Annotated in this window: 20 protein-coding genes and 1 pseudogene; 10 read left to right on the top strand and 11 right to left on the bottom strand. The window is 70.3% G+C overall.

Annotated features, from left to right (window positions below; translation table 11 throughout):
• Positions 1–29: 29 nt before the first annotated feature.
• The 3 genes from OG946_RS17100 (at position 30) to OG946_RS17110 (ending at position 3,414) form a co-directional block, all read left to right on the top strand.
• Positions 30–971: an AraC family transcriptional regulator gene (locus OG946_RS17100; protein WP_326796953.1), complete on the top strand. Its 942-nt coding sequence runs from the start codon at positions 30–32 to the stop codon at positions 969–971.
• Between the two features lie 133 nt (positions 972–1,104).
• Positions 1,105–2,208, top strand: a complete 1,104-nt coding sequence (locus tag OG946_RS17105; protein WP_326796954.1) for a calcium:proton antiporter — start codon at positions 1,105–1,107, stop codon at positions 2,206–2,208.
• A 66-nt stretch (positions 2,209–2,274) separates the two neighbouring features.
• A complete protein-coding gene (locus OG946_RS17110; protein WP_326796955.1) occupies positions 2,275–3,414 on the top strand; it encodes a DUF3533 domain-containing protein in 1,140 nt (379 codons plus the stop codon).
• Between the two features lie 210 nt (positions 3,415–3,624).
• On the opposite strand, the gene OG946_RS17115 is transcribed toward OG946_RS17110, so the two are convergent.
• From OG946_RS17115 to OG946_RS17125, 3 genes are all read right to left on the bottom strand, one after another.
• Positions 3,625–5,007, bottom strand: coding sequence for a glutamate decarboxylase (locus OG946_RS17115; protein WP_442814396.1), 1,383 nt, complete (start codon positions 5,005–5,007; stop codon positions 3,625–3,627).
• Positions 5,008–5,106: 99 nt separating this feature from the next.
• Positions 5,107–6,138 carry a P1 family peptidase gene (locus tag OG946_RS17120; protein ID WP_326796956.1) on the bottom strand — a complete coding sequence of 344 codons (1,032 nt, stop codon included), beginning with the start codon at positions 6,136–6,138 and terminating at the stop codon, positions 5,107–5,109.
• Positions 6,139–6,217: 79 nt separating this feature from the next.
• Positions 6,218–6,958, bottom strand: coding sequence for a hypothetical protein (locus tag OG946_RS17125; protein WP_326796957.1), 741 nt, complete (start codon positions 6,956–6,958; stop codon positions 6,218–6,220).
• A gap of 228 nt (positions 6,959–7,186) precedes the next feature.
• On the opposite strand from OG946_RS17125, the gene OG946_RS17130 reads away from it, so the two are divergent.
• Complete coding sequence (locus OG946_RS17130) at positions 7,187–7,891, top strand: hypothetical protein (RefSeq protein ID WP_326796958.1); 705 nt, start codon at positions 7,187–7,189, stop codon at positions 7,889–7,891.
• Between the two features lie 484 nt (positions 7,892–8,375).
• Here OG946_RS17130 and OG946_RS17135 read toward each other — a convergent pair whose 3' ends face one another.
• Both OG946_RS17135 and OG946_RS17140 read right to left on the bottom strand, forming a co-directional pair.
• A complete protein-coding gene (locus OG946_RS17135) occupies positions 8,376–10,481 on the bottom strand; it encodes a hypothetical protein (RefSeq protein WP_326796959.1) in 2,106 nt (701 codons plus the stop codon).
• 41 nt (positions 10,482–10,522) lie between these two features.
• Positions 10,523–10,924: a hypothetical protein gene (locus tag OG946_RS17140; protein ID WP_326796960.1), complete on the bottom strand. Its 402-nt coding sequence runs from the start codon at positions 10,922–10,924 to the stop codon at positions 10,523–10,525.
• A gap of 99 nt (positions 10,925–11,023) precedes the next feature.
• On the opposite strand from OG946_RS17140, the pseudogene OG946_RS36130 reads away from it, so the two are divergent.
• A pseudogene (locus OG946_RS36130) lies at positions 11,024–11,749 on the top strand (hypothetical protein); the annotation flags it as partial.
• A gap of 195 nt (positions 11,750–11,944) precedes the next feature.
• Here the strand turns inward: OG946_RS36130 and OG946_RS17150 are convergent.
• Both OG946_RS17150 and OG946_RS17155 read right to left on the bottom strand, forming a co-directional pair.
• Positions 11,945–12,502 carry a GNAT family N-acetyltransferase gene (locus tag OG946_RS17150; RefSeq protein WP_326796962.1) on the bottom strand — a complete coding sequence of 186 codons (558 nt, stop codon included), beginning with the start codon at positions 12,500–12,502 and terminating at the stop codon, positions 11,945–11,947.
• Positions 12,499–13,764 (bottom strand): Tat pathway signal protein, encoded by a 1,266-nt coding sequence (locus tag OG946_RS17155; RefSeq protein ID WP_326796963.1) that lies wholly within the window; start codon positions 13,762–13,764, stop codon positions 12,499–12,501. The genes OG946_RS17150 and OG946_RS17155 overlap by 4 nt, the downstream gene beginning before the upstream one ends.
• Before the next feature lie 249 nt (positions 13,765–14,013).
• Here OG946_RS17155 and OG946_RS17160 point away from each other — a divergent pair, with 249 nt between their 5' ends.
• The 5 genes from OG946_RS17160 (at position 14,014) to fxlM (ending at position 21,309) form a co-directional block, all read left to right on the top strand.
• Complete coding sequence (locus OG946_RS17160; RefSeq protein WP_047016715.1) at positions 14,014–14,259, top strand: hypothetical protein; 246 nt, start codon at positions 14,014–14,016, stop codon at positions 14,257–14,259.
• A gap of 315 nt (positions 14,260–14,574) precedes the next feature.
• The gene (fxlA, locus tag OG946_RS17165; RefSeq protein WP_107086122.1) at positions 14,575–14,733 is read left to right on the top strand and encodes an FxLD family lanthipeptide; all 159 of its coding nucleotides are present in this window, start codon (positions 14,575–14,577) and stop codon (positions 14,731–14,733) included.
• 97 nt (positions 14,734–14,830) lie between these two features.
• Positions 14,831–17,938, top strand: a complete 3,108-nt coding sequence (locus tag OG946_RS17170; RefSeq protein ID WP_326796964.1) for a lantibiotic dehydratase — start codon at positions 14,831–14,833, stop codon at positions 17,936–17,938.
• 2 nt (positions 17,939–17,940) lie between these two features.
• Positions 17,941–19,215, top strand: a complete 1,275-nt coding sequence (locus tag OG946_RS17175; protein WP_216725713.1) for a lanthionine synthetase C family protein — start codon at positions 17,941–17,943, stop codon at positions 19,213–19,215.
• A 15-nt stretch (positions 19,216–19,230) separates the two neighbouring features.
• Positions 19,231–21,309 carry a methyltransferase, FxLD system gene (fxlM, locus tag OG946_RS17180; RefSeq protein WP_326796965.1) on the top strand — a complete coding sequence of 693 codons (2,079 nt, stop codon included), beginning with the start codon at positions 19,231–19,233 and terminating at the stop codon, positions 21,307–21,309.
• Positions 21,310–21,483: 174 nt separating this feature from the next.
• Here the strand turns inward: fxlM and OG946_RS17185 are convergent, their stop codons facing one another.
• From OG946_RS17185 to OG946_RS17200, 4 genes are all read right to left on the bottom strand, one after another.
• A complete protein-coding gene (locus OG946_RS17185) occupies positions 21,484–21,675 on the bottom strand; it encodes a helix-turn-helix domain-containing protein (RefSeq protein ID WP_326800281.1) in 192 nt (63 codons plus the stop codon).
• A 239-nt stretch (positions 21,676–21,914) separates the two neighbouring features.
• The gene (locus OG946_RS17190) at positions 21,915–22,757 is read right to left on the bottom strand and encodes an RNA polymerase sigma factor (protein WP_326796966.1); all 843 of its coding nucleotides are present in this window, start codon (positions 22,755–22,757) and stop codon (positions 21,915–21,917) included.
• Positions 22,758–22,895: 138 nt separating this feature from the next.
• Positions 22,896–24,599 (bottom strand): relaxase/mobilization nuclease domain-containing protein, encoded by a 1,704-nt coding sequence (locus tag OG946_RS17195; RefSeq protein ID WP_326796967.1) that lies wholly within the window; start codon positions 24,597–24,599, stop codon positions 22,896–22,898.
• Between the two features lie 14 nt (positions 24,600–24,613).
• Positions 24,614–25,135 (bottom strand): plasmid mobilization protein, encoded by a 522-nt coding sequence (locus OG946_RS17200; RefSeq protein WP_326796968.1) that lies wholly within the window; start codon positions 25,133–25,135, stop codon positions 24,614–24,616.
• Positions 25,136–25,377: the final 242 nt, after the last annotated feature.

Raw genomic sequence — 25,377 nt, forward strand, 5'->3', positions numbered from 1 at the left:
CGCATACGTGAGCGTCTACGCTGAGGCGTATGGATTCGATTGCCGGACTCCTCGACAGCCCGCGCGCGCACGGCGCGTTCATGATGCGCGCGATCCTGGAGCCGCCGTGGGCGGTGCGGATCGTGGACCGGGCGCCGTTGTGCATCGTGGCGCAGGCGCGGGGCACGGCGTGGGTGACGTACGACGACGCGGAGCCGGTGCGGGTGGAGGAGGGCGAGATCGCGATCATGCGCGGCCCGGATCCCTATGTCTTCTCCGACGATCCGGCCACCGAGCCGCAGGCGCTGATCCATCCCGGCGGGCGGTGCGAGACGCCGGACGGGCAGAGTCTCGCCGGCGAGATGGATCTCGGGGTACGGACCTGGGGGCACAGCGGCGAGGGTTCGGCGATGATGCTCATCGGCTCGTACGAGAACACCGGCGAGATCGGCGCCCGGCTGCTGGACGCGCTGCCGCGGCTGGTGGTGCTGCGCCGGGACACGTGGGACTGCCCGCTACTGCCGCTGCTGGGGGAGGAGATCGCGCGGGACGACCCGGCGCAGGAGGTGGTGCTTGACCGGCTGCTGGATCTGCTGGTGGTGGCGGCGCTGCGGGCGTGGTTCGCGCGGCCGGAGGCGCGGGCGCCCGGCTGGTACCGGGCGCAGGGCGATCCGGTGGTGGGCCGGGCGCTGAAGCTGCTGCACAACAATCCGGCGCATCCGTGGACGGTGGCGGAACTGGCGGTGCGGGCGGGGGTGTCGCGGGCGGCGCTGGCGCGGCGGTTCGCGGAGCTGGTGGGGGAGCCGCCGATGACGTATCTGACGGGGTGGCGGCTGGCGTTGGCGGCGGATCTGCTGCGGGAGCCGGACGCGACGGTGGGTGCGGTGGCGCGGCGGGTGGGGTATGGGAGCCCGTTTGCGCTGAGTACGGCGTTCAAGCGGGTGCACGGGGTGAGCCCGCAGGAGCACCGGCTGGCGGCGGCGGGGGCGTAGCGGGCCGGGGGCACAGGGGGCGTACGGACGGGAGCGCCCGGGGCGTACGGGCCGGGAATGCCCGGGGCGTACGGGAACGCCGTCCGGCCGCGCATGATGAGCAGGGGCGAGTGCCGCGTGCCAGTGTCGGAACATGACCGTCCGCACGGCTTCCCGGCGCATCCACTGGTCGGTCGTCGTGCCGCTGGCGGCCGCGGTGGTGCTCGTCTTCACGTGGCAGCGTTCGCTCTCGGGCGTCATGACGGGTGTCGTCTGCTTCTTCCTCATCACCGCGGTGCTGGCCGCTGTGCATCACGCGGAGGTGGTCGCGGAGCGGATCGGGCAGCCGTACGGGGCGCTGGTGCTGGCGGTGGCGGTGACGATCATCGAGGTGGCGCTGATCGTCACGATGATGGTCGACGGGGGCGAGAAGTCGAACGCGCTGGCCCGGGACACGGTGTTCGCCGCGGTGATGATCACGTGCAACGGGATCGTCGGCCTCAGTCTGCTGCTGGTCGCGCTGCGCCGCGGGGAGGCGTTTTTCAGCGCGGAGGGTACGGGGACACAGTTGGCGACGGTGACGACGCTGGCGGGGCTGAGTCTGGTGCTGCCGACGTTCACGACGAGCGAGCCGGGGCCGGTGTTCGCGACGCCCCAGTTGGCGTTCGCGGCGCTGGCGTCGATCGCGCTGTACGGGATCTTCGTGGCGACGCAGACGGTGCGGCACCGGGAGAAGTTCCTGCCGGTGACGCCGGGCGGCGAGGTGATCGACGACCTGGACGACCCGGCGCACCGGCCGTCGAAGGGTACGGCGTGGCTGGGTCTCGGGCTGCTGCTGCTGGCGCTGGTGTGTGTGGTGGGGCTGGCGAAGGGGGTGTCGCCCGCGATCGAGGACGGGCTGGACGCGGCGGGGCTGCCGCGCTCCGCGGTGGGTGCGGCGATCGCGCTGCTGGTGCTGCTGCCGGAGTCGATCGCGGCGGTGCGGGAGGCGGGCCGGGACCGGGTGCAGACGAGCCTGAACCTGGCGTTCGGGTCGGCGATCGCGAGTATCGGGCTGACGATCCCGACGGTGGCGATCGCGTCGATCTGGCTGGCGGGGCCGCTGCACCTGGGGCTGGGGAGCAGCCAGTTGGTGCTGCTGACGATGACGGTGCTGGTGGGGACGCTGACGGTGACGCACGGGCGGGCGACGCTGCAGCAGGGCGGGGTGCATCTGGCGTTGTTCGCGGCGTATCTGGTGCTGGCGGTGATGCCGTGAGGGGGGCGCGGCTCGTTCGGGTGTATCCGCGGTGCGGGGGCGGGGGGTGTCGCGGAGGCTGGGGGCATGCGTCTGGACAGCGGGGACGGCCTGGGTGGCAGCGGGGCGGCTGACGGGGGCGTGCCCGGCGGCGGTTCGGGGGGCGGGGGGTCGGAGGGCGGCGGTTCGGGGGGCGGGGGGTCGGAGGGCGGCGGGGAGAGTGTCCGGCATCAGGTGAAGGACGCGGTGACGCCGCGGTCCGCGCTGCTGGTGCTGGGGGTGCTGGCGCTGGGCGTGCTGTTCATCACCTCGTACGCGGGTGCCTTCCACTCGCCGAAGCCGAAGGACGTACCGGTCGGGGTGGTCGCCCCGGCGCAGGAGCGGGGGAAGCTGGTCGACGGGCTGAACGGGCTGCCGGGCTCGCCGCTGTCGGCGCGGGCGACGGCGTCGCGGGAGGCGGCGGTGGACCGGATCCGGGACCGCAAGCTGGACGGCGCGCTGGTCGCCGACCCGCGGGGGTCGACGGACCTGCTGCTGGTCGCGAGCGGCGGCGGGCCGTCGCTGTCGGACGCGGTACGGAAGGTCGTGACGGCGGCGGAGCGGGCGCAGGGCCGGGACGTACGGACGGTGGACGTGGCGCCGGCGGACCCGGGGGACGCGCGCGGGCTGTCGTCGTTCTACCTGGTGGTGGGGTGGGGCGTCGGCGGGTATCTGTGCGCGGCGATCCTCGCCGTCAGCTACGGGGCGCGCCCGGCGGATACGCGGCGGGCGGTGATCCGGCTGGGGGTGCTGGTGCTGTACGCGATCGCGCTGGGGGTGCTGGGTGCGGTGGTGATCGGCCCGGTGCTGGGGGCGCTGCCGGGCAGCGTGCTGGGTCTTGCGGCGCTGGGGGCGCTGGTGGTGTGTGCGGCGGGGGCGACGACGTTCGCGTTCCAGGGGATGCTGGGGATCCTCGGGATCGGGATGACGGTGCTGGTGATCGTCATCGCGGGCAACCCGAGCGCGGGCGGGGCGTATCCGTATCCGCTGCTGCCGCCGTTCTGGCGGGAGATCGGTCCTGCGCTGATCCCGGGGGCGGGGACGTGGACGGCGCGGTCGATCGCGTACTTCGACGGGCGGGCGATGACGGGGCCGCTGCTGGTGATCGCGGCGTGGGCGGTGGGCGGTGCGGTGCTGACGCTGGTGTTCGCCCGGATCCACCAGTCGGACGCCCGCCGCCTGGCCTGAGGGGGGACCGGAGCCGACCTTCCCCCGCACACCCGCCCTAAGGGTAGGCCGCCCCACCGACAACGATCCGTGCATGCCGCGGGAGCCGCACCGCTCCGGCCTCTTCGCCTGACGCCCGCCCGGCACCCGCCGGTCACCCGCCTGGCGTCCGCCTGACGTCCGCCCGGCGGGCCGCGCCGTCACACACCGGCGCGGCATGCCCCACGCGGCTCAGTGGTGGAAGCCCGGCTGCTGCGGCGCCGGCGTCCCGGCACCGTCCTTCAGCCGGTCCAGCGCCTCCCGTACGTCCGCCGCCAGCAGCTCGATCTTGTCGTGGCTGATCCCGTGCCTGATCAGCACCCGCTGGATGACCGTCTCCTGCCGCCGCGGCGGCAGCGGGTACGACGGCACCTGCCAGCCGCGCAGCCGCAGTTGCTCCGTCACGTCGTACAGCGTGAAGCCCGCCCCGGCCGGGTCCTTCAGCGTCCACGACACCGCCGGCAGCGCGCCACGCCCGTCGTACAGCAGCGTGAACGGGCCCATGCCGGCGATCTGCTCGCCCAGCCACTCGGCGCTGCCGGCCGCCGCACGATAGATGCGGCGGTAGCCCGCGCGGCCCAGCCGCAGCAGGTTGTAGTACTGCGCGACGACCTCGCCGCCGGGCCGGGAGAAGTTGAGCGCGAACGTCGGCATGTCGCCGCCGAGGTAGCTGACGCGGAAGATCAGGTCCTCGGGCAGCAGGTCCGCGGAGCGCCAGATTGCCCAGCCGACGCCGAGGGGCGCCATGCCGTACTTGTGTCCTGAGGAGTTGATGGACGCCACCCGCTCCACCCGGAAGTCCCACTCCAGCTCGGGGCGGAGGAACGGGGCGACGAAGCCGCCGCTGGCGGCGTCGACGTGCACGGGCACGTCCAGGCCCGTGTCGGCCTGGATCGCGTCGAGTTCGGCGGCGATCTCCTTGACCGGCTCGTAGTCGCAGGTGTATGTGACGCCGAGGATGGCGACGACGCCGATGGTGTTCTCGTCGACGTACTCGCGCAGTTGGTGCGGGCGCAGCCCGGTGGCGTCCGGCTCCAGCGGCACCTGGCGCAGTTCGACGTCGAAGTACCGGGCGAACTTCTCCCAGCACACCTGCACGGGACCGCACACCAGATTCGGCCGGTCGGCGGGCTTGCCCTCGGCCTTCCGGCGTTGCCGCCAGCGCCACTTGAGCGCCAGGCCGCCGAGCATCGCGGCCTCGCTGGAGCCGGTGGTCGAGCAGCCCATGGTGGTCTCGCCGTGCGGGGAGTGCCACAGGTCGGCGAGCATGTGCACGCAGCGGTTCTCGATGTCCGCGGTCTGCGGGTACTCGTCCTTGTCGACCATGTTCTTGCCGATGCACTCGTCCATGAGGCTGTGCACCTCGTCCTCGGCCCAGGTGGTGCAGAACGTCGCCAGGTTCTGCGCGGCGTTGCCGTCGAGGGCCAGCTCGTCGCGGATGAGCGCTTTGACGGCGCGCGGGTCGGAGACCTCCTCGGGCATGAAGTACTTGGGCAGCGCGTGCTCGCTGATGGGCATCGCGTAGACGTCGTCGTACGGTCCGGCGACGCCGCGGTCGGTCTGGTGCAGGGCCACGGTGCGGCTCCTCTCGCCTCGGCGCACCCATCGTGGGCACCGCGAGCGGCGGGGCACGGACCGACACGCCGCCCGCGAGGGCCGGGCGCGGCGTCCGGCTCAGTCCGTACGCGCCTCCCGCAGCCCGGCGAGGGCCGCGAGCGGGAACGCGGGCACGTGGTGGCCGTCGCGCCCGGTCATGGGCTCGGCGGCGGTCAGCACGTTGAGCACGGCCTCCTCGACGGCTTCGACGACGGCCGTGTGGAAGGGGTCGACGCGGCCCCAGGGTATGAAGCGCAGCGTCTCGTACGGAGCGTCGTCACCGGCGCCGCCGTCATCCCCTTCCGCGGCGGGGCGCGGCGGGAACGTGCTGGTGAGGGCGCCCGGGTTGGCGGTGGAGAAGGCGAGGAAGAGATCGCCGGAGAAGTGGCTGCCGGTGGTGCCCGTACGCGCCAGGCCCAGCGGCACCCGCCGGGCGAGGGCCTTGCACTGCCCGGGCAGCAGCGGCGCCCCCGCCACCACCAGCTCCCGCCGCGCCCCGAAGTTGGCCTGCACGAAGACCCCGACCGTGTACCGCTCCGCCCCGTACCGCACCACGCGCGACGCCGTCCCCGAGCCGCCCTTGTACCCGTAGCACCGCATCCCCGTGCCGCCCCCGACGCCGCCCTCCGCGACCGGCCCGCCCGCCGCCGCGTCGATCGCCGCGCCCGCGTGCGCCGGGGTGACGTGCGCCCCGTGGATGTCGTGCAGGTACCCGTCCCACGTCTCGGTGACCACCGGCAGCAGCCACTCCGGCGCGATGTCCCTGCGGTGCGTACGCACCCACTCGACCACGCCGCGGTGCACCGGCCCGACCGCGTACGTGTTGGTGAGGAGCACCGGCACCGCCAGCGAGCCGCTCTCCTCCAGCCACGCCGTGCCGGTCATCTCGCCGTTGCCGTTGAGCGAGTGCCACCCCGCCGCGCACGGCGTGCCGACGCCGTCGCGCCCGCGCGGCAGCAGCGCCGTGACCCCGGTCCGTACGTCGTCGCCGTCGACCAGCGTCACGTACCCGACCTGGACGCCCGGCACGTCCGTGATCGCGTTCCATTCCCCCGGCTCGCCGGTCAGCGGGATGCCGAAATCCCGTGCCCGCCCGCGCTCTTCGCTCATGCGCACCAGTCTCACATCGGGGACTGACATCGCGGCGAAGCGAACGCGGACGGGCAGCGGGACCGGCTCGGCCGGAGCGTCAGCCGTCCCAGGGGACCGTCTCGCCGGCCGGCGGGGTCTTGTCAGGGACGGGCTGGTCGAAGGTGAAGTTCGTCGTCTGCGAATCGCCGTCGCCCTTCAAGGTCGCCCGCACCGGGAACGGCTTGCCCTGGGTGGAGACCGACAGGGTCATGTCCATCCCGTTGTGCTTGCTCGTGACGTCGATGACGGGCTTGCCGTCGGCGGTCGTCTCGCTGCCCTTCTTCAGGGTGCCCACGGAGGTGGCGTCCTTGAGGGTGTCGCGGTGCTCGTTGATGCTGCAGACCCTGGCGAGGTCGGAAAGGCCCTGGTCCTGGGCGGTGCCCTGGAGGAACTTGCCCTCCAGCTTCTGCACGTCCTGCGACTGGTCGGAGGGGAGGTTGTTCCGCAGCCAGGCGGCGTTGGCCTTGACCCACACCTTGTCGGCGTGCCGGATGATCTCCAGGCTGCCGCCGTCGGCGGCGAAGCCGACGGTGCCGACGCAGTTGTTGTCGCGGTCGGCGCTGACGTCGAGGCTGGTCGCGTCCGTGCGGCTGAGGCCGGACCCCGTCCTCTCCGTGGTGAGGTGCAGGGACCGGGCGTCGTTGAACGCGGACACGGCCCGGTTGGCTATGTCCGTGGCGCTCTTCTTGGCGACGCCGTTGTCGTCCTGTGCGTGGGCGGTTCCTGCGGTACCGACCAGAGCGGTCGCGCAAAGCGTGGCGCCCAGGGCGCCGAGGGTCGCTTTCCGAGTACGGGGCATCGGAGTTCCTTCCAGGAGGGAACAGCAACGCCAGAATCGTATATTCAGGGCAAAACGGTCGCACGGCCGGAGCAGCCCCCGCCGCTACGCCCCCTGCGGCCCCACCCTGGGACACGCCTGGAACCACGCCGATCCGCGGGGGCGCGCGCGGGGAGCCGCCGGGGCGTACGCCGGGGTGAACGGGGCGCACTGTTCGTTCAGAGGGGTGTCCGGAGGTAGAACAGAGTAATGAGCCGCGCCCTGGCCCCCACCGTGGCGGCCGTGACAGCCGTGGTGACCCTGTTATCAGGCTGTACGGAGGCGTCGCACCGCTGCGACGACCGCCCCGGGCCCTCCGACGTCAGCGGCCACCGGCGCCCCGTCGAGATCCGCCCCGGGGGCGGGACCCCCGCCCTGACCACCGCCGCCGCCGCGCGCGCCGTACCGGCGGCGGGCCACGGCGCGAACGCCACGGACCGGCTCCTCGTCCGCCTGCAGCGCGAGACCCTCCTCATGGCCGACGACCTCCGCCCCGTCCGCCCGGGCCACTGCACCGGCACCCTCCGAGCCCGCGCCGGAGCGACCACCCGCTGCACCGTCTTCTACGCGGACGTGGAGGTGCCCTGGACGGTAGAGCGCACCGGCACCCCGCGCGACACCACCCCCGAAACCCGCCCCCGCTACGACACCACACCCCTCACCAGCGTCCACACCGCCAGAGCCGTCTACGCCGCATACGCCCGCCACGTCGCCCGCAGCGACGCCGACGGCCCCCTGGCCCCCCGCGACCCGCGCTGCGACCGCCTGCCGGACGTCTTCACCGCACCACCGGGCGAGGACACCGGCTACTTCTGCCAGGACATCCTCTGGTCATGCCGCAGCGGCGACTTCGACTTCACCTGGAACGACCTCCCCGTCCGCACGGACGACCGCGGCAAGGTGACCTTCGAGTAGCCCCCGCACCGCCCGGCGCCCCCGGTGTCAGGCCGCCTGCAGCGGGGCGCCCTCGCGCCATTTGAGGATCAAGTGCCTCCGACCCAGCCCTGACCTGCAGGTTCACCGCTAGAACGCCGCTGACCAGCAAGAATCACCTTCACTGTTCTCCGCTGGTCAGCGGCGTTTTCGACCCCAGCGTGCACTCGATGTGCACTGTCCCTAGGGCCTGGACGTGGAGGCACCCCGGCTGACGCCGTGCACCGTGCCAGGGTTGACTCCGGCGCACCCTCTCACCCGCCGTCGTTCCGGCGAGGCCGCCGAAACTCCTGATTGGCATAACCAATCTCATCAGGGTGGCGGTGTATGCGGGCCAGCCTCCATGCCGTTGCGGAATCGAGTCCATGTCCGTACTGGATGGCCAACTGACGTGCTCGCCAGGTCGTGGCAGGCGCCAGCAGCCAGCGGATCAAGGGAAAAGAAGGGAGCGCCGACCGGCGCCGGATCATTGCGGTGTGCCATTTTCGCCAGCCGTATTCTCTTCAGGTTCGTTGGCTTTGACCGGGCTCCCTAGAGGACAGTCCGGATGGGCGCTGGCGCCATGCTCGCAGGCGCTCAGTTTCGCCAGCGCGAAGCGTGCATCGATGATCGCTTGGTCGTCACGCTCCGGGCTTCCGTAGAGGAAACGGTACATGGCATCGAGCGGGGTGTGCTGGTCGCGCACCTCGGTGAGAATGCCGAAGGTAAGATCCCGCTGCAGTTGACCTGCATGTGCTGCCTGCGCCCAGGTGAGCAGAGAGCTGAAAGTCTGCTCGCGGAGTGCGGTGTGGTGCAGTGCCGCTAGCCAACCGCTGATGAGGAAGTCCCTTACCTCTGGCGTCTTCTGGGCAAGTGCCATCAGACGCTTCAGAACAGTCGCGGCGCCCTCGGGATCGACGAGGGCAAGAAATGCCCGGGGGCCTGCTGGATTCCCTGGATAGTCCTCAATCCAGCCTTCAACGACTCCGGCCGCACGCGAGAGGGCACCAGATCCTCTCTCGGCGTGGCTGATCAACGCAGCGGCGGCGACCTCTGTTGCGTCATCATCCTGCGCAAGGATGTGTCGGAGGCGGACGAGTGCTCGACTCGGCCAGCGTTGGCCGTAGTCTCCCCTGCACACCAGCGCTACCGACATACGCTGGGCGCTATTGCTTTTCGCTGCCCAGTTGAGGAGCGTCCTATGCGTCTCACGGGCGAGTTCGTCGGTAAGTGCTGCTTCCGTCAGCAAGCGTGCTACTACGGGGATCCGATCACTGCCCACATCCACAGCGTTGATCCAATCCCCGATGAGAGGAAAGAATGGGGCTTCGACAGCAGTCCGGGAGAGTTCCAGAACGCGTTCACCGATCTGCTGAGACCACGCTTCCGCAATCCCACCGGGGGCCGAGATTCGCTTTAACCACCTCGTGGTCTCGTCCCGCTCGTCAGCCCAATGATGCCAGTCGGTACGAATGGCTGCGGCGGCGAGTCCCGGTTTGCTGTCGAATCCGGCTCGGTCATCCTGTGTAACGTCCACTCCGACATCCCTCATCCGGCGGCGTGGACTCCGACCTTCACGGAAGCGCCGGGCAGCGGGAGTGTCCTGCGGATTGAATTCGGCTGCAGCCCGAATGCACATCTCCAGCGGAGCGTCTTCGAGGTAGGCAGCAGCCAAGAGCATGACCCGGTCCTGTCCGCGGGTACCTGCCTCGGTCAGCTTCTGCTCCAAGAAACTCGTCCAGAGCAGGACTTCATCCCGGATGGACTTGAGTTCCTTGCTGCCCTCTTCTCGTACCTCCGCCGGCTGCCGGTTCGAGATCTTCTCCAGGGCCCGGCTGACTCGTTGCGGCTCGATACGCTCAAGGCGCTCGGCAATATCGACTGCATCCTGCGGGCTGACGCTGCTGGTGAAGAGATCTGCGAAGACCCCAGCGCTCGGATCGGATGGAGTGGGGTTGCGGAGGATGCCACGCGAAGTGCCCTGGTTGGGGTCCTGCTTCAGCCAGGACGCGTGCTGAGGAGCCCGAAGTCGATGGACAAGATGTTTGTGCGCCACCTCCAGAGGAGCGGGGCGCACGGCATCGACCACGTAGCGGATCTCATCCTTCCAACCGTGCGGACGGCACAGCACGACGAGGAAAGCTCCGGCTGAACGCAATTCATCGACCCAGGTCACGAGAGCCTGGGCGGCGACCGGTAGAAGTGGCCGGCTGGACGCGTCGATTATGTACCCGCGCCCCGACACCGGGGATGGCAGAGTCGTGTTGTCGGGCGTCTCATCGTCATCCCAGTCGGGAGATACATAGAAGATCTCAGCAGAGGCAGCGTGTGCCATCTGAGATAAAGTCAATGCCCGCACAGCAGAGATGCGGCGTCCGGTTCCTGGTTCGCCGACTATAACGGCGAGGCCATAGTTACGCAGCACATCGACTGCGCGCTGCGGGGTCGGCGTATTGGCCCATAACGGCTCCGCCGCCGCCTCCAGATCCTGCTGAGGCACCTTCCGCGTGGGTAGTTTTGGTCGGTGCTGGAGGGTGATCGGCGCGAAATTGTGCCCACCGATCTGCGCCGCGGGAGCGTGGATGCCAGCCATGGACTGCTGTGGGCTGGCAGACGGGGACGAGCCCGGCGACGTCACTGGCCGCTCCCCGTGTCCACTTGGCCGACATTGTCCCCACCTATCTGCACAGTCGGCCCAGTGTTCCCTGTTGCCGTCTGTGTAACGGCACCAGGCTCACCGGCCGGACCTCGACTGGCCAGCTCAGAGAGATCGGCGGCAGCGGCGGGAAAGTCTTCCACCAAGGTGATCAAGCGTCGTTGCCATCGGTCACGGAGCACGGCAGGATCGATCGCTCCGGTCTGCTCCTGATCGGCATCCAGCCGGTCCAGTTGGCGCCGCTCCTCAGCCTCACCGCCGTGCCGGAATATCTGGGCCGCCAGTTCCCGGGTAGAAGACCACCCAGCCTTGATCATGTCAGCTACCAGCACAGCAGCGGCAGCAGTGGCAACTGCAACGAGTCGCGCATCATCGCTCACGACCTCAGCCCCCCTTGCGGTGCTCACCGGCACCGTAGATGACTCATGGAACTTGAATGGTCGCAGCGAGTGAGAAGCGGCGAAAGAGGGCATTACAGGATGGCTGGAAGCATTCGCCCACCAGCGCGGTCCACACGCAGGCGGAGATCGAACGGCCCGGCTACGGTGCGAGACCTGCCGCCTTCCCCCGACCGCTGGCCAGGCCAAGCCCACCACGAGTCTCAAGTAGGCGGTCGCAGAGGTGGATGCCATCCGCGATACGGCGACGCTCGCCGGGATGTCGTGGTTCAGCCGGACCCTGGGGTGAGGCAGGGTGGCGAGGCGGATCGCTACCTCGACACAGGTACTGTCACGGCCTCCGCCGTCCACTCCTTGCGCCAGCTCGAAGATGTCGGGGTAACGGTCCTCGGTCGCACCGGCCATGAAGTCCTCCTCGCCCAGGGTCCGGGCGTCGTCGAGCACGTCGGGCGTGGTGTGGGGTTCAATCTGGGAGAAGAGGAGGCTGGCAGCGCACTGCCGGCCTTCGCCCGCTGGTACCGCGAGGGAGCACACCGGGAAGGCACGCACGAGTGCCTACGCCAGAAACTCGCCGAGGAACTCGTGCAGATCGGTCATCCGGAGCTGGGTGCCCGCCTGGACGAGATCACCTTCACACCAGTGCGAACCGTGCTGGACGACCCGTTCAAGGTGCCAGGGAAATCCCATCACCAGCTCCGTTTCATCGAGGTCTGCGACCTCGACCCACGGACCATCACCGCGGCCCTGCTCAAGCAACGGCTGTTCACACTCGGAGAGCAGCCCGAGGAGACACAGGTCATAGGGGTTCGGGGAGAGGATGTCAGACACGGTCGCCGCGACGAGCACTACATCGCTCCGCAAACGGCCTCCTCTTCGGCAGCCGCCGCCTGCACGCCGACCTTCCAGTGCTGCGCTGACCCGGAATGGCTCGGACCACCCCCGCGAGCACACATCCCAGTGGGAACGACGGCTCCCGGGCCACCCGCGGCGACGCTCCGCGATTCACGCCCTGTGCAGAGGGGCGCGCATCATGGCGGCGAAGACCGGGGAGTCGGGGAAGGGTTGTTGTTCGCCGATCTTGTCGTAGCCCCACCGTTCGTACACGGCTTGGACCTTCCCGCCGCCGGCTTTCGGGTTGACCAGCAGCGTGACGCGCTGTTCGGCGCGAGGGGCGAGGAGGTGTTCGTGGAGGGCCTGCGCGGTGCCGGTGCCTCGCCAGGGCTTGCGGACGACGATCTCGTTGACGGCGAGGGTGCGGTGGCCGTCCTCGGTGGTGTAGCCGTCGGGCAGCGGGGTGGTCATGGTCTTCCACCACCGGGTGTTCGGGGCGAGGGGGAGGCAGTACGCGAAGCCAACCGGGGTGTCGTCTTCGTAGCCGATGGCCGCCTCCCAGCCGGGGGCTGTTGAGTGGCCCGAGAGGCGTTCATTGAAGCGTTCACGGGAGTAGAACGGTCCGGTCAGGCCGAGGTCGCCGGCCCGGACTTCGACGTGGATGTCGCAGATCGTCTGGCGTACCTCCTCGATGCGGCTCTGGTCGTAGCGCTGGAATTCGACGGTCACTGGCGTGTGCTCTTTTCTGTTCGGGCGGCTTGGGCTTCGAGCCAGTGGCGGGTCTCGGCGGCGCGGGGTGCCACCCTGGTCAGCCGCTCACCGAAAGCATCCAGCAGGCCGGAGATGCGGCCGTGCCGGGTCTCTGCCGGCACCTTCAGAGCCGTGGTGACCGCGTGTTCCAGGTCGTCCTGCCCGAGTTGGGCGTGCGCGAGGTGCGCGAGTGCGAGGGCTCGGTTTCGCTGGAAGCCGGACCGCAGCAGGGTGAGGTGGCGGTGGGCGTGTGCTTCGGCTTCCGCCCAGCGGCCCAGGGTCAGATGGGTGGTCAGGGCCAGCAGTTCCAGTTCGGCCTGGTCGTAGAACGCCATCCACGGTGGTCGGTGGGCGTCGGCGTCAGCGCGGTCCAGGGCGTGCTGTGCGTGGTCCAGTGAGCGGCGGGCGGCGGGGGTGTTGCCGTCGTCGGCACGGTGGACGGCGGTGCGGGCGTGGGCGAGGGAGGCGTACAGCGGGTCGCGGCGGGTGATGGGGGTGCTGCGGGCGGCGTCGTCGGCGGCGAGGGCGTCCGTGCTGCGGCCAAGCTGGCGGTACAGCGCTCCGGCGTGGCCCCAGACGCGGAACTGCACCGCCGGATCGGCGGATAGCCCGGCGAGGGTCACGGCCTTGTTCAGGTGCTGCGTGGCCTCGTCCAGGCGTCGGCCGTCGATGGCAGCCCACATAGCCGACGAAGTGAAGGCGGCGGCCAGGGAGTACAGCTCTCCGCGTACCCGCTGGCTGGCGATACTGTTCTGCTGCAGGTCCAGGGTCTGGGCGGCCAGGCGGACGGCCCGAGCCTCCACGGCCTGGGTGCCTCCATGACGGTTGTCCGAGGCCACGAGATCGGCGAGCTTGGCGGTGAGACGGTCCACGTCCGAGCTTCCGATGCGCGGTATAGGGCTGCTCGTGCTTGCCAAGGGCACAGCCACTGTGCCGACGCTGGCGGTGATGAAGGTGCGTCGCCGCACAGGATCCTCCGGTGGTGCTGGGTGGGTGCCTTTCCCTCGCCGGACGAATCCCAGGTCCTCGGGTGACTTCCCTGTCACTGTTTCCAGTGCGACGCGCTGCTTGGCCTGAGGCCAGGCGACTTCGCCGCTCAGCCAGCGGCGCACGCTGCGGTCGGTCAGCATTCCCCGACGGCCTGACAGCTGCCCGATGGCGTCATTGACCTCCTCGGCGAACTCGGTCTCGGTCATGCCGGTTTCGGCGAGGTGAGTGGCTAAGGCCGTGTTCAGGGCCATGTCTTCACGCTAGGACTCGGCAGCGGGCGGCAGTGGTAAAGAGAGTGTCAAATCGTCCTGTGCTGCGCGCGCTGCCGCGGGGCGCTTCGGCCTGTTCATGACCGTCTCCGCCCAGTTGTCTAGGTGTAGCCAGGCCCTCACGCACAGGAGGGGGAGCAGAAATTTCGCCCACAGGCGACGTCATCAGCTCAGCCCGTGCGTGACGGGCGCTGGCACACCTCGTACCAAACCGCAGAGGCGGAGACGACAATGAGCGCCAGAGATCTGGGGATGGGCCATCGGTCGCACCCATGGCTGGGCCGCCGAGTAGTCGACACCGAACACGGCGACCGGGTGGGCGTCCTCCAGGCCGTCGCGCCCGACGTGGACGACATTCGCACGGAGCCCGTTCTCGCGGTGCCGAGCACGCCGCCGGTGGCGTGGCTGGCTCCTGAGCGCGGCGGTGGCTGCGAGTGGACCACGAGTCTCACGGCGATCCGGGAGGCGGCCCGGTGACACCGCCACGGCATGCGCGTCCTGCTGAGCCCATCCGATTAAGCGTGTGGCGCCCCGTTGCCCTCCTCGCCCTTCTGGGCACCACGGTCCCGGCGGCGTTCATCTCGCAGGCCCGCGGCGAACCGGCGGCGATTTCAACTCCGGATGTCCAGGCGGAAGGGCAAGGGGACGGGCGTCGCGAGTAGGTACACGCTGACCTCCCCACACAATCCGGCCGCGTAGACGCAGCTCCCTGTCTCCTGGTCCTTGCGCCGCTCGGCGTCGCGACCAGGTCGCATCACCAGTGAGAAGCACCATCGACCAGTTGGAGGAATCATGCTTACGAACGTCGAGCTGACCCAGGCCGCCGCACCCGTGGCCGACGTTATCGACCTGGACCTGAACGTCAGCATCGTCACCACCGGCCCGGTGGCCGCGGCCCTGCTGTCGTCCACGGACGACGGTTGCGACACCGTCCGCGGCGGCGACTGCTGAAGCAGTTGACCCGGCTCTGACGCCCCCGGGGTGTCTGCGGCGAGGAAGTCTCGGTGCGGGCCCCCCGGGGGCCATGCCCGAAAGCCCAGGTCGCGGCGTGGAGAGGCAGCAGAAGGTGGCAGCGATCGAGCACACGCGGTACTTCCGACCGCAGACGGCGGCGCTGTGGCGGGCGAGCACCTACGGATCGGACAAGCACCTGCCGCCCTGGCCAGGTGAGGCAGCCGACGCCGCTTCATGGCGGTCCTGGCTCGCGAGTGTGTGGACGGTCGGCGCCCTCGGCGAAGCCGTCACGCTGGCGAGCCCTTCTCTGGCCGACCGGATCGACCAGACCCTGGCCGGGCAGGAATGCGCTGTCGCTGACCTGCGGCACATGGCCACTTCCCTGGCCCGGTACCTGATCCGTCTACGCGGCCGGGCCACCCCCTTCGGCACGTTCGCCGGCGTCGGCTCCCTCCGCTTCGGCGACCGGTTCCGCCTGTCGTGGAACGACGACCATCGGCTACTTACGAGGGTCGACGCCGTGTGGCTCGCCGACATCATCGCCCGGCTCGAAGCGTGCCCGTCCCTGCGGGAGCGGCTGCCTGTCGTCGTCAACAACCTCGCCTTCGAGCGCGGAGAGAAGCTGGTGGTGCCCTGGCAGCCCCACCTGGCCACCGCCGTCCGCAGCGCGGGCGAGGACGTGGCGGAGGTGACCGTACGACGGGTTCCAGTCGTGCACACGATCTGCCAAGCAGCCGGCACCCCCGTCGCGGCTGGCACCCTGGCTGAGAAGACCGCCGCCGAGCACCCCGGCGCCTCCCGCGATGCGCTGATGAGCGTGGTGGGCCAGTTGATGGCCTCCGGCGTACTCATCAGCAGCCTGCGTGCCCTGGGCACCTGCACAGACCCCCTCGGATGGTTACTGAGCGCTCTGGACGCGGCGGGCGCCGCTGCCGTGCCCGAGGTGGAGACGGTGCACGCGGAACTCCGAGTCCTTCACCATCAGATGAGCGGCCACGGCCAGGTTGGGGCCGGGGGTGGCAAGCAGCACCGGCGCTTGGTCAAGGACCGGATGCGGGCTCTGTCGAGCGTCACCGACCAGCCCCTGGCCGTGGACCTCTCCTTGGACGCCGACCTCGTACTGCCCCGCTCGGTGGCCATGGAGGCTGCCGACGCGGCCCAGGCCCTGATCCGGCTAACGCCGCAGCCGTCGGCAAGCACATCGTGGCGCGAGTACCACCACGACTTCCTGGCCCGGTACGGACCCGGAACCCTCGTCCCGGTCATCGAGCTGACCGATTCCGCTGGCGGACTCGGCTACCCGCGCCATTTCACCGTCCCGTCCTCCAAGCGGGAGTTCACACCGCGGGACGAAGCCCTGCTCTCCCTCGCCCACCAGGCCGCCCTCGACGGCGTGAGCGAGATCGTCTTGGAGGAGGCGGACCTGGAACGGATCGGCCCTGCCGCCGACAGCGCTTCGCCGGTGTCACCGGCGGACCTTTCGGTGGACCTGCGCGCCCGATCCCAAGCTGCCCTCAGTGAGGGCGAGTTCACTCTTGCCGTGAGCGGGTTCGGCCGCGCCGGAGCCACGACCGGCCGCTTCCTCGATCTGCTGGAGGAACGAGACCGGGGCGAGACCACCGCCTTGTATCCATCGACGGTGACCGGGGTGGCCGGGGCGATGGCGGCACAACTCTCGTACCCGCCCCGGCAAGTGGGCAGCGAGAACGTCCTGCGCGTGATGCCCGTTCTGCCGCACGTCATCTCGCTGGCCGAGCACCGCCACGGCGACGGGCACCTCCCACTGACAGACCTGGCCGTCGCCGCGGACACCACCCGCCTGTACGTCGTCTCCCGCTCGCAGCGGCGGGTTGTGGAGCCGATGCTGCCGCACGCCGGAGCCCGGCACACCATGCCGGATCTGGCAAGGCTGCTGTTCGAGATTCCACGCTCCACCCACCCGGCAGTCACCGCGTTCGACTGGGGCGCCGCCGCCTGTCTGCCCTACCTGCCGCGCGCGTGCTACGGCCGAAGCATCCTCGCCCCTGCCCAGTGGCGGATCGACCCATCCGACCTCCCCGGGCCAAAGGCCCCCGCGCAGCAGTGGGCGGCGGCCTGGCAGGCGCTCCGCGACCGCCGGCAGCTACCCTCCACCGTCGCGGTCGCAGACGGCGACCGCCGTCTGCGACTGGACCTGGACCAGACCATGGACTGGGCCTTGTTGCGCTCCCATCTTCAGGCCGCCGACGGGCCGGTCACCGTGGCCGAGGCGCCCAACGGCACCGAACACGGATGGTGCGGCGGCCGGGCCCACGAGATCGTCATTCCGCTGGCTCCGACAGCTCCGCCTGCGGCGTCACCGTCCTTCCTCACCTCCGTCCCACCTCCGGTAGCCGACAGCCGGGCCGGGGGAGGAGTGCTGTTCGCGAAGCTGTACGGCCCGAGCGAGACGGCCGACGACATACTCACCCGACACCTGTCCGCGCTCCTGACCCGCTGGACCGAGCCGCCGAAGTGGTGGTTCGTCCGCTACCGCCACCCCTGCCCTCACCTGCGGCTGCGGGTCCGTGACGCCGACACGGCGCGGGCCGCCGGTCACCTCGCAGCCTGGGCCGGCGAGTTACGGCAGGCGGGGCTGGCCGGGGAGATCGCCTTCGACACCTACCGACCCGAGACAGGCCGCTACGGTGCGGGGGAGTCCATGAACGCTGCCGAGCATCTGTTCGCCGCCGACTCTGCCGCCGTCCTCGCCCAGCTCGCCTTCCTGGACGCTCACCGGGAGATCCCGCCGCAGGCGCTGACCGCCGCGAGCATGGCCGACCTCGCCGCCGCCATCATGGGCGGCCGACAGGCGGGGCTGGGCTGGCTGCTCGACCACCCCCAGTACGCCGACGGCGCCGGTCCCCAGGATCGTCAGACGCGCGGCCACATGCTCCGCCTCGCCCACGACGGGGCGTTGGAGACCTTGCCGGGTGGCAGCGATCTCGCTGCGGCCTGGGCAGCCCGCACGCAGGCGGCTGCCGCTTACACCGCCCGCCTCACCATCACCGGCAATCTCCCAGCTCCAGCGACGGTGCTCGGCTCGCTGCTGCACCTGCATCACGTCCGCGCCCACGTCCCCGGGGGTACGTCCGAGGCGACGACTTACAAGCTGGCCCGAGCCGTCGCCCTGGCCGGCGCCACACGCCACACCGATCGACAACACCGGGAAGGAGGCCGGTAACCGTGCGGGATACCACGACAGCCACGGCCGCGGCCCTGCGCGCACACGCAGCCACCATCGCCGCCGAACTCGCGGACACCCTGGCCATGCCGCCGGATGTGGACTACGGCGACGACGTACGGCCCGACAGCCCACGCTGGCGCGACCAGTCCTTGTCTAAAGGCGCCGCCGGCATCGCCGTTCTGCACGGCCTGCGTGTCCAGCACGGCCTCGGCGGCACCGAGGCGATGCAGGCATGGCTCGCCCGCGCCACACGCGACGGCCTGACCGCCGGGCCGGGGGCCGGTCTCTGGTTCGGCGCCCCTGCCGTCGGCTTCGCGCTGCACCTCGCCGCCCCTGGACGCTACCAAGGCGCCCTTGCCCGCCTGGACGCCGCCGTGGCCCAGCTCGTCCGTACCCGCCTGACGGCCGCCGCCCAGCGGATGGACGCCGCACGGCGGCCCTCGCAGTACGAGTTCGACCTCACCCGCGGCCTCGTGGGGCTGGGTGCCTACTTACTCAGGCGCGATCCCGGCGGCGCCCTGCTCCGCCGGGTTCTCGACTACCTGGTCAGCCTCACCCGGCCCATCCCGGCGGACGACGCCGCCGGAAGCCGGGCACCAGGCTGGTGGACAGCCGACCTCCCGGCCGGGATGCGCGATTCCTCCTTCGACCACGGGCACGCGAACCTCGGCATGGCCCACGGCATCACCGCCGCCCAGGCCCTGCTCGCCCTCGCGATGCGCGAGGGCATCACGGTCGACGGGCACGCCGACGCCATCGAGACCATCAGCCTCCACTTGGACGTCTGGCGCCAGCCGTCGGCCGCCGGACCCTGGTGGCCCGAGCGGATCACCCTCGACGAACTGGAAGACGGCCGCCCGCACCGGGACGGACCCGCCCGCCCCTCTTGGTGCTACGGCACCCCCGGCATCGCCCGCGCCCAGCAACTCGCCGCCCTCGCTCTCGACGACACTGCCCGCCAGCACACGGCCGAGGACGCCCTCACCCGGTGCCTGGCCGACCCCGCCCAGCTCGCCCGCGTCACCGACCCCGCCCTCTGCCACGGATGGGCGGGAATCGTCGCCACGGCCTGGCACGCCGCAGCCGACGCCACCACCCCCGGCACTGTCCACGGCCTGGACCGGCTGCTGGTCCGCCTCCTCGACCACGCCCACGACACCGCCCCCGATCAAGCAATCGGCCTCATCGAGGGCAGCGCAGGCATCGCCCTGACCCTGCACAGCATCGCCACCGACACCGCCGGCGGCTGGCCCACCTGCCTGTTGATCAACTAGACCGAGGAAGTATCCGTGATCACACTCGACGAACCCGCCCCTGCCTGGCGGCAGGTCAACCTGTCCAGCGACACCTGGCAGGCCGCCGAAAACCGGGCCGTCCGCCATCACCTGCCGCTGCTGGCCCAAGCCGAGGACGACGGAGCGATCACCTCCTGGTGGTTCATCCGAAAGCGGGAAACCTGGCGCCTGCGCCTCCGGCCTGCCGCCAACCGCGACGAGGACACCACCACGCTCCTCATGCAGATGGCCGAAGCCTCCGGCCTGAACGCCTACGCCGACGTCGTGTACGAGCCGGAGACTTACCGCTTCGGCGGCAAGCGGGCCATAGAGATCGCCCACCGTCTCTTCCATGCCGACAGCCGGCACGTCCTCGCCCACCTTGCCCGCGCGTGCGGCGGGCCGGATCACCGGCACGAGATCGGTCTGCGGCTGGCCACCCGCATGATGCAGGCGGCCGGCCAGGACTTCTACGAGCAGGGCGACATCTGGACGGCCGTCGCCGAACACCGTGCCACCCACGCCATGGCGCCGTCCGCGTCGACCCAGGCCAGGGTTCAGATGCTCATCACCGCCGCCGACGACAGCCCTGGCAGCCCTCTTGCCCAGACTCCCGCCTGGCCCGCGGCCTATGAGAACGCCGCGAAAGCACTCGCCGACCTCGCCGGCCACGGGGCTCTGACCCGCGGCATCCGCGCCGTCCTCACCGACCATCTGCTGTTCGCCTTCAACCGTCTCGGCATCAGCGCGGAGCACCAGGCCGTTGTCGCCCGTGCCGCAAGCCGCACCGTCTTCCACCGCAAGCCGGGCAGCGGCACGGTCCCGCGAGGCTCCGATGTCGCCATTGCTCAGCCCACTACAGTCAGGCCAGTGACCATGGACACCGCCCCTGCACCGACCACTGATCCGCGCGGCCTGCGCGACGCCCTCGTGGCCAAGATCGACAGTCTCGGCACCTTTCGCACGGAGGCCGTCAAGAACGCCTTCCGCACCATCCCAAGGCATCTGTTCCTGCCCGAGGTGGACCTCGCCACGGCGTATGCGCCCAAGCAGGTGGTCACCAAGCGTGCGGCCGACGGCACCGCGGTCTCCTCCGCCTCCAGCCCGAACATCGTCGCCACGATGCTCGAACAGCTCGACGCCGCCCCCGGACAGCGGGTCCTGGAAATCGGTGCGGCCACCGGTATCAACGCCGCCCTGCTCGCCGAACTCGTCGGCGAGAGCGGGCAGGTGGTCACCATCGAACTCGACGACGACCTCGCCGAAGGTGCCCGCACCCACCTGGCCGAAGCTGGCTATGAGCACGTCACAGTGCTGTGCCAGGACGGCGCTCTCGGCGCCCCGGACCACGCGCCGTTCGACCGGATCACAGTCACCGCCGGCGCCTGGGACATCCCGGCCGCCTGGTGGGCACAACTCGCGCCCGGCGGACGGCTCGTCGTCCCCTTGCGCCTGCACGGCAGCGGCCTGACGCGGTCCATCGCCTTCACCCGCACCGAAGAGGACCGCATGGTCAGCACCAACTCGGCGGTGTGCGGGTTCGTCCCCCTGCGTGGCGCGGCCGAGATGGGCGAGATCCACGTCCGACTCGCCGACGACGCCATCCTCAAGATCGACGCGGACGACGAGCCGGACCAGGCCGCGCTGGCAGGTGTCCTCACCTACCCCGCTCACCAGCAGTGGACCGGAATCCACGTGCGCCACGATGAGCAGGCAGCTCATCTCGACCTCTGGCTCGCCACGGTCGATTCCGGCATGAGTTTCGGCAAGCTGTCCATCGGCCCCGCTGCTCGCGACCTCGGCCTGGCCGCCCCCGCTCGCCGCTGGTCCGGTGCCGCCATGTATGTCGACAGCACCCTCGCCTACCTCACGTCCCGCCCCGTCGACGACGACGCCGATGAACTGGGCATCATCACCCACGGTCCGAACGCCGACCAGCTCACCGAGCAGATCGGCGACCTTCTGCACCGCTGGAGCCAGCAGCGCCCAGGCCAACCCCTCATCACGGCCTACCCTGCTGCCACCGAAGACGACCAGCTCGGCGACGGCGCCCGCATCACCCGGCCCGACACCCGACTGACCATCGGTTGGTGAACGGGCCTCGCCTCGCACGGCAAGCAAGGCACTGAGCCTTTGAGGCGGCGGATCTACCGGACCACAGCGACGGCACACTGCGAGCGGGCAGCGGGCCGGGCACGGAGATCGTGTCCGGCCCTCGCGCGGTTCTGGGGTCACCTGCTGGGTGAAAGTCCGCCCTGGGAGCGCATGTCACGGGCGATCGGTGGTCTCGATGCGTCCCAGGTAGCCCTCTCGCACGTACTCGTGGACCGCTTGTTCGGGAATCCTTAACGACCGCCCGACGCGGATCGCGGGGAGGTGACCGGTGTGGACGAGGCGGTAGACCGTCATCTTGGACACTCGCATGACGGCGGCCACTTCTGCGACGGTCAGGAAGACCACCTCGTTGAGCGGGCGTTCCGGGCCACCTTCGGTCCGGACTCGCTGGCCTGCAGTCTCCGGGCCCTCGCGGTTCTCGTCCGGTTCCAGAGCAGGCAGCGGGGGCTCTGTCATCCAGTCGAGCAGCCGGTTCTTGCGCTGCGCGAGGCTCTGCTCATCGATGTCTACGACGGCTTCGGTCTGGTGCAGCATGTTGCCGATCAGGATGTCGGTGTCGATGGCGCGGCTCTGCTCGTTGTCCGTCATGCCTGCTCCTCCTCTCCGTCTTGCGACGTTGCTGTCTCGACTGATTCGGCGTCCACGGGCCTGCCTACTGCCTCGCGCAGTGCTTGCCGGGCCTTGGCTACATGTTTGCGCACTCCCGATGCCTGGATGCCCAGCATCTCCGCGATGCGCATCTCGGACTGCTGCTCGATGAAGTACAGCAGGGCAACCTCCCTGCGCCGGTCTGGGAGTTCACGGATCACCTGCCAGCAGCGGTCCAAGTCGTCCCGGGCAATGACCGCGTGAGCCGGGTCGGGACTGACGTGGTCGTACAGTCGTTCCACACCAGCCTGCAGCCGCTCCCCGAGGACTTCCCGCCGGATGCCGTCGATCCACCTGCGCCGACACACGGTGCGCAGCCAGCTACGGCGCTCCTCCGCGTCCAAGCCGGCGAGTGACTCCCATTGTAGGAAGGCGGCCATGAACGTCTGCTGCACGAGATCCTCGGCCGCGGCCTGGTTACCGCCGGTCCGCACCATGGCATAGCGGGTCAAGCCGATCGCTTCCCGCTCCCATAAGTCGGAGACCCGTTGCACCTTCTCCTGGCCTTGTTGCGCCACCCCGGTTTCCTCCTGATCCGTTTCCGAAGGAGTTCCGACATGCACCTGCACGGCAGGCCCCCCTCGTCCCCGCTCCTGGACCACCACCGTGCCGCTGGGAGCGTGGCGTACCAACGCGATCAGGGTGGCTCTGCGCTGCCATTCCGCCATGAATGCGGCAGCAGCCGCAAGAGCGGCAAGTAGACACAACGGCGCCCAGAACTTGGCCTCCGAAAGGACGGGCCCCAGCAAGCCTGTCCCGCTCTCTACGAAAGTTTTCACGTCTCGGAGTCGAACGGGCAGCCCAATGTGCTGCCTCCGTGTTCCCGGCAGGCGCTTGGCCACACCCACCCGGCGTGGCGCCCCGAGCCAGGGCGGTGATAAAGCCGGTCGGACACCCACCACACCCAGGCAGCGTCGCTATCGCCGTCGTCGGGAGCGCTCCGGACTGGGGGACGGAGCCAGGGGGCGATGACCACCCGGTGCCCGTACCTGCTGTTTTTCGGTGCGGCTGCGGGTGGTGACACGGGCCTGTGCTCCTTCGGCCGGTCGGGACTCCCTTCCCGCGATGTTGTGCATACGCCAGACAAGCACCTCGGCAACGGAATCAGCGGTGCCGAGTTCGCGGCTGTCGATGGCGATGGTCAGAACGTCGGCTGGACTGTGACCATCGGACTCGGCCTGGTGGAGGGTGGCGGCCAGAGCTGGCCAGGTGGGGTCGGTGAGGATCTGCTCGGCGTGCTCTGGGAGGGCCCCGCGGACGAGGGTGGCGTGGCGGTCGACGGCCTCGGGTGCCGGGGTGCGCTGGGTGAGGTCGTTCAAGGCTGAGGCGGCGGTGTGGCGGTAGGCGGCGCGGAGGTGGGGCAGGGCTGCTTGGGCTGCGGTGGCTTGCTGGGTGTGGCGTTGGGCGCGGTGCCAGTGGGCGGCGGCGATGGTCAGGAGAGTGAGGGTCAGGATCAGGTCGAGGACGGGGGCGTCGGGAATGGGCTGGCCGGCGGTGCGGAGGAGGTGTTTAACGGAGGTGCGGAGTTCGGCGGCTTGGGCGTAGTCGAAGCGGATGCGGGAGCGGGTGGCGCGTTCGAAGGTCTGGGCGGCGGCGAAGAGTTCGCGGCGGGTGGTGCCGGTGGTGAGGGTGGGCAGGATGTCCAGTAGGTCGCCGGCGGCGGCCAGCTCGGCTTGGGCGGCGGACGGGTTGCGGTTCTCGTGCAGGGTGCGGTGTGCGTCACGGAGCGCAGCGGTTGTCTGGCGCCAGCGCTCGGCAGGATGGGCTCGGCGGGTGGCGTGGGCGTCGGAGGGCTGGCTGGTGAAGCGGGCGCGGATCTTCGGCAGGGACAGGTCCGGGGCGAGCTTGCCACCCGGGAACCAGATCGGCTCTCCGGCGGCGTTGGTATCTCCAGCGAGGGCGACCTTGTAGCCGAGGGCGTCCCCGGAGGGCGCGATGCGCTTGTCCACGAGGACGTCGGCCCCGGCAAGCAGAGCGAAAAAGTGGTCTTCGTCCTGGGCGTGGGCGGCTGCGGTGCGGACGGTGGCGCGCAGCTTCTCCCGTGGTGTGACGGGGCTGCCGGTGCGGCGGGTGGCTTTCTCGGTTTCGGCGCGGGTGGGGCGTTTGGCGGCGGTGCGGTCGCCGCGGTCGTAGGCACGTAGCCCCCACTCGGTCTCGATCTTCGCCAGTTCGGCGTCGGCGCGGTGGTAGTCGTTCCAGTGGCGGGGGCGGCGCAGGTCGCCGCGCATCTTGGTGGCGACGATGTGGATGTGGTCGTCGGCGTGGCGGGCGGCGATCCAGCGGCAGCCGTCCGGGTCTCCGGTAGGGGCGATGCCGGTGGCGTGCACGATGCGGCGGGCGACCTCGGCCCATTGCTCGTCGGTGAGGACCGGGTCCTCGGGTGCGGCCCGGATCGCGCAGTGCCACACGTGCCCCTTCGGAGCGCGGTCGCCGGCCTGTTTCACCCGCAGATCAAGGGCCTGCACCAACTGGGCGAGTGTCTGCTGGGGATTGTCGGTGCGGCCGGGGTCGGGGACCAGCTCATCCCAGGCCGCGACGAGGTGCGGGTCGGTGTGGTCGTGGGTGCGGCCGGTCTTGTACAGGTAAGCGATCGTGTTGCGGGTGCTGTGACCCGGCTTCATGATCTTCGCAATCATTAGCGCGCCCGGTCGGTGGCGGCCTGGTAGGCCGAGGAGTCCACGGACTCCAGAACCGCCTGGGTGAGCGTGATGGCCTGCACTGCGGCTGCCAGCACAGCCGCGTCCGTGGGGTGGGTGGGGCCACGGGAGTTCAGACGCTTGGCGATCTGGTTGACGTTCTTGCCGACCCGAGAGATGGCACTGCGCAGGGCGGCGAGTTCATCGATCAGGTCGTCGGTGGCGGTGCGCTGACCGACGAGCGGGATGGTGTGGTCCACCACGGCCATGGTGGCGTCCGCCATCAGATGAGCCACGGCGATGTTCAGCTCCCTGGCCCGCGTCTTGATCTGCGCTTCCTCGGCACGGCTGAAGCGCACGGTCAGGCGTCGGGTGCGCTGGCGGGTATCGCGGCGCCGGCGGCGGGCGGCGCGGTGCACGGCGGCGGCGCTGGCGGCCCGGATCGGCAACGGCCCGGCGGACTCGCCGCCCGTCCCGCTCTGGTCCGGCTCCCCCTGGAGCCGGGCCCCAGTCTCCGCCACCCCCGGGGCGGAAACACCCCCCCTGGAGCCGATCTTGGACGGTCCAGGGGGATACCTTGCTGCGCGGTCGGCAGGCGGGTCGCCGGTGTCGGTGCGGCGGCCGGCGGTCTGATCAGGGCCGGGCATGGTTGCCTCTTTCCTCGGTGCGGGGTCGGGTGCTATCCGTCCCATGCGTTGCAGGGCTGGTCAGCACAGGTACGGATACGGGGCCCGGGACGGATGAGTCCGTCCCGGCCACCCCA

The sequence above is a fragment of the Streptomyces sp. NBC_01808 genome (assembly GCF_035917395.1).
GTDB lineage: Bacteria > Actinomycetota > Actinomycetes > Streptomycetales > Streptomycetaceae > Streptomyces.

Bases quoted from the DNA above. Each gene is read 5' to 3' on its own strand.
- OG946_RS17100 (WP_326796953.1), top strand. From the start codon at position 30: ATGGATTCGATTGCCGGACTCCTCGACAGCCCGCGCGCGCACGGCGCG.
- OG946_RS17105 (WP_326796954.1), top strand. From the start codon at position 1,105: ATGACCGTCCGCACGGCTTCCCGGCGCATCCACTGGTCGGTCGTCGTG.
- OG946_RS17110 (WP_326796955.1), top strand. From the start codon at position 2,275: ATGCGTCTGGACAGCGGGGACGGCCTGGGTGGCAGCGGGGCGGCTGAC.
- OG946_RS17120 (WP_326796956.1), bottom strand. From the start codon at position 6,138: ATGAGCGAAGAGCGCGGGCGGGCACGGGATTTCGGCATCCCGCTGACC.
- OG946_RS17125 (WP_326796957.1), bottom strand. From the start codon at position 6,958: ATGCCCCGTACTCGGAAAGCGACCCTCGGCGCCCTGGGCGCCACGCTT.
- OG946_RS17130 (WP_326796958.1), top strand. From the start codon at position 7,187: ATGAGCCGCGCCCTGGCCCCCACCGTGGCGGCCGTGACAGCCGTGGTG.
- OG946_RS17135 (WP_326796959.1), bottom strand. From the start codon at position 10,481: ATGGCTGGCATCCACGCTCCCGCGGCGCAGATCGGTGGGCACAATTTC.
- OG946_RS17155 (WP_326796963.1), bottom strand. From the start codon at position 13,764: ATGGCCCTGAACACGGCCTTAGCCACTCACCTCGCCGAAACCGGCATG.
- OG946_RS17160 (WP_047016715.1), top strand. From the start codon at position 14,014: ATGAGCGCCAGAGATCTGGGGATGGGCCATCGGTCGCACCCATGGCTG.
- fxlA (WP_107086122.1), top strand. From the start codon at position 14,575: ATGCTTACGAACGTCGAGCTGACCCAGGCCGCCGCACCCGTGGCCGAC.
- OG946_RS17195 (WP_326796967.1), bottom strand. From the start codon at position 24,599: ATGAAGCCGGGTCACAGCACCCGCAACACGATCGCTTACCTGTACAAG.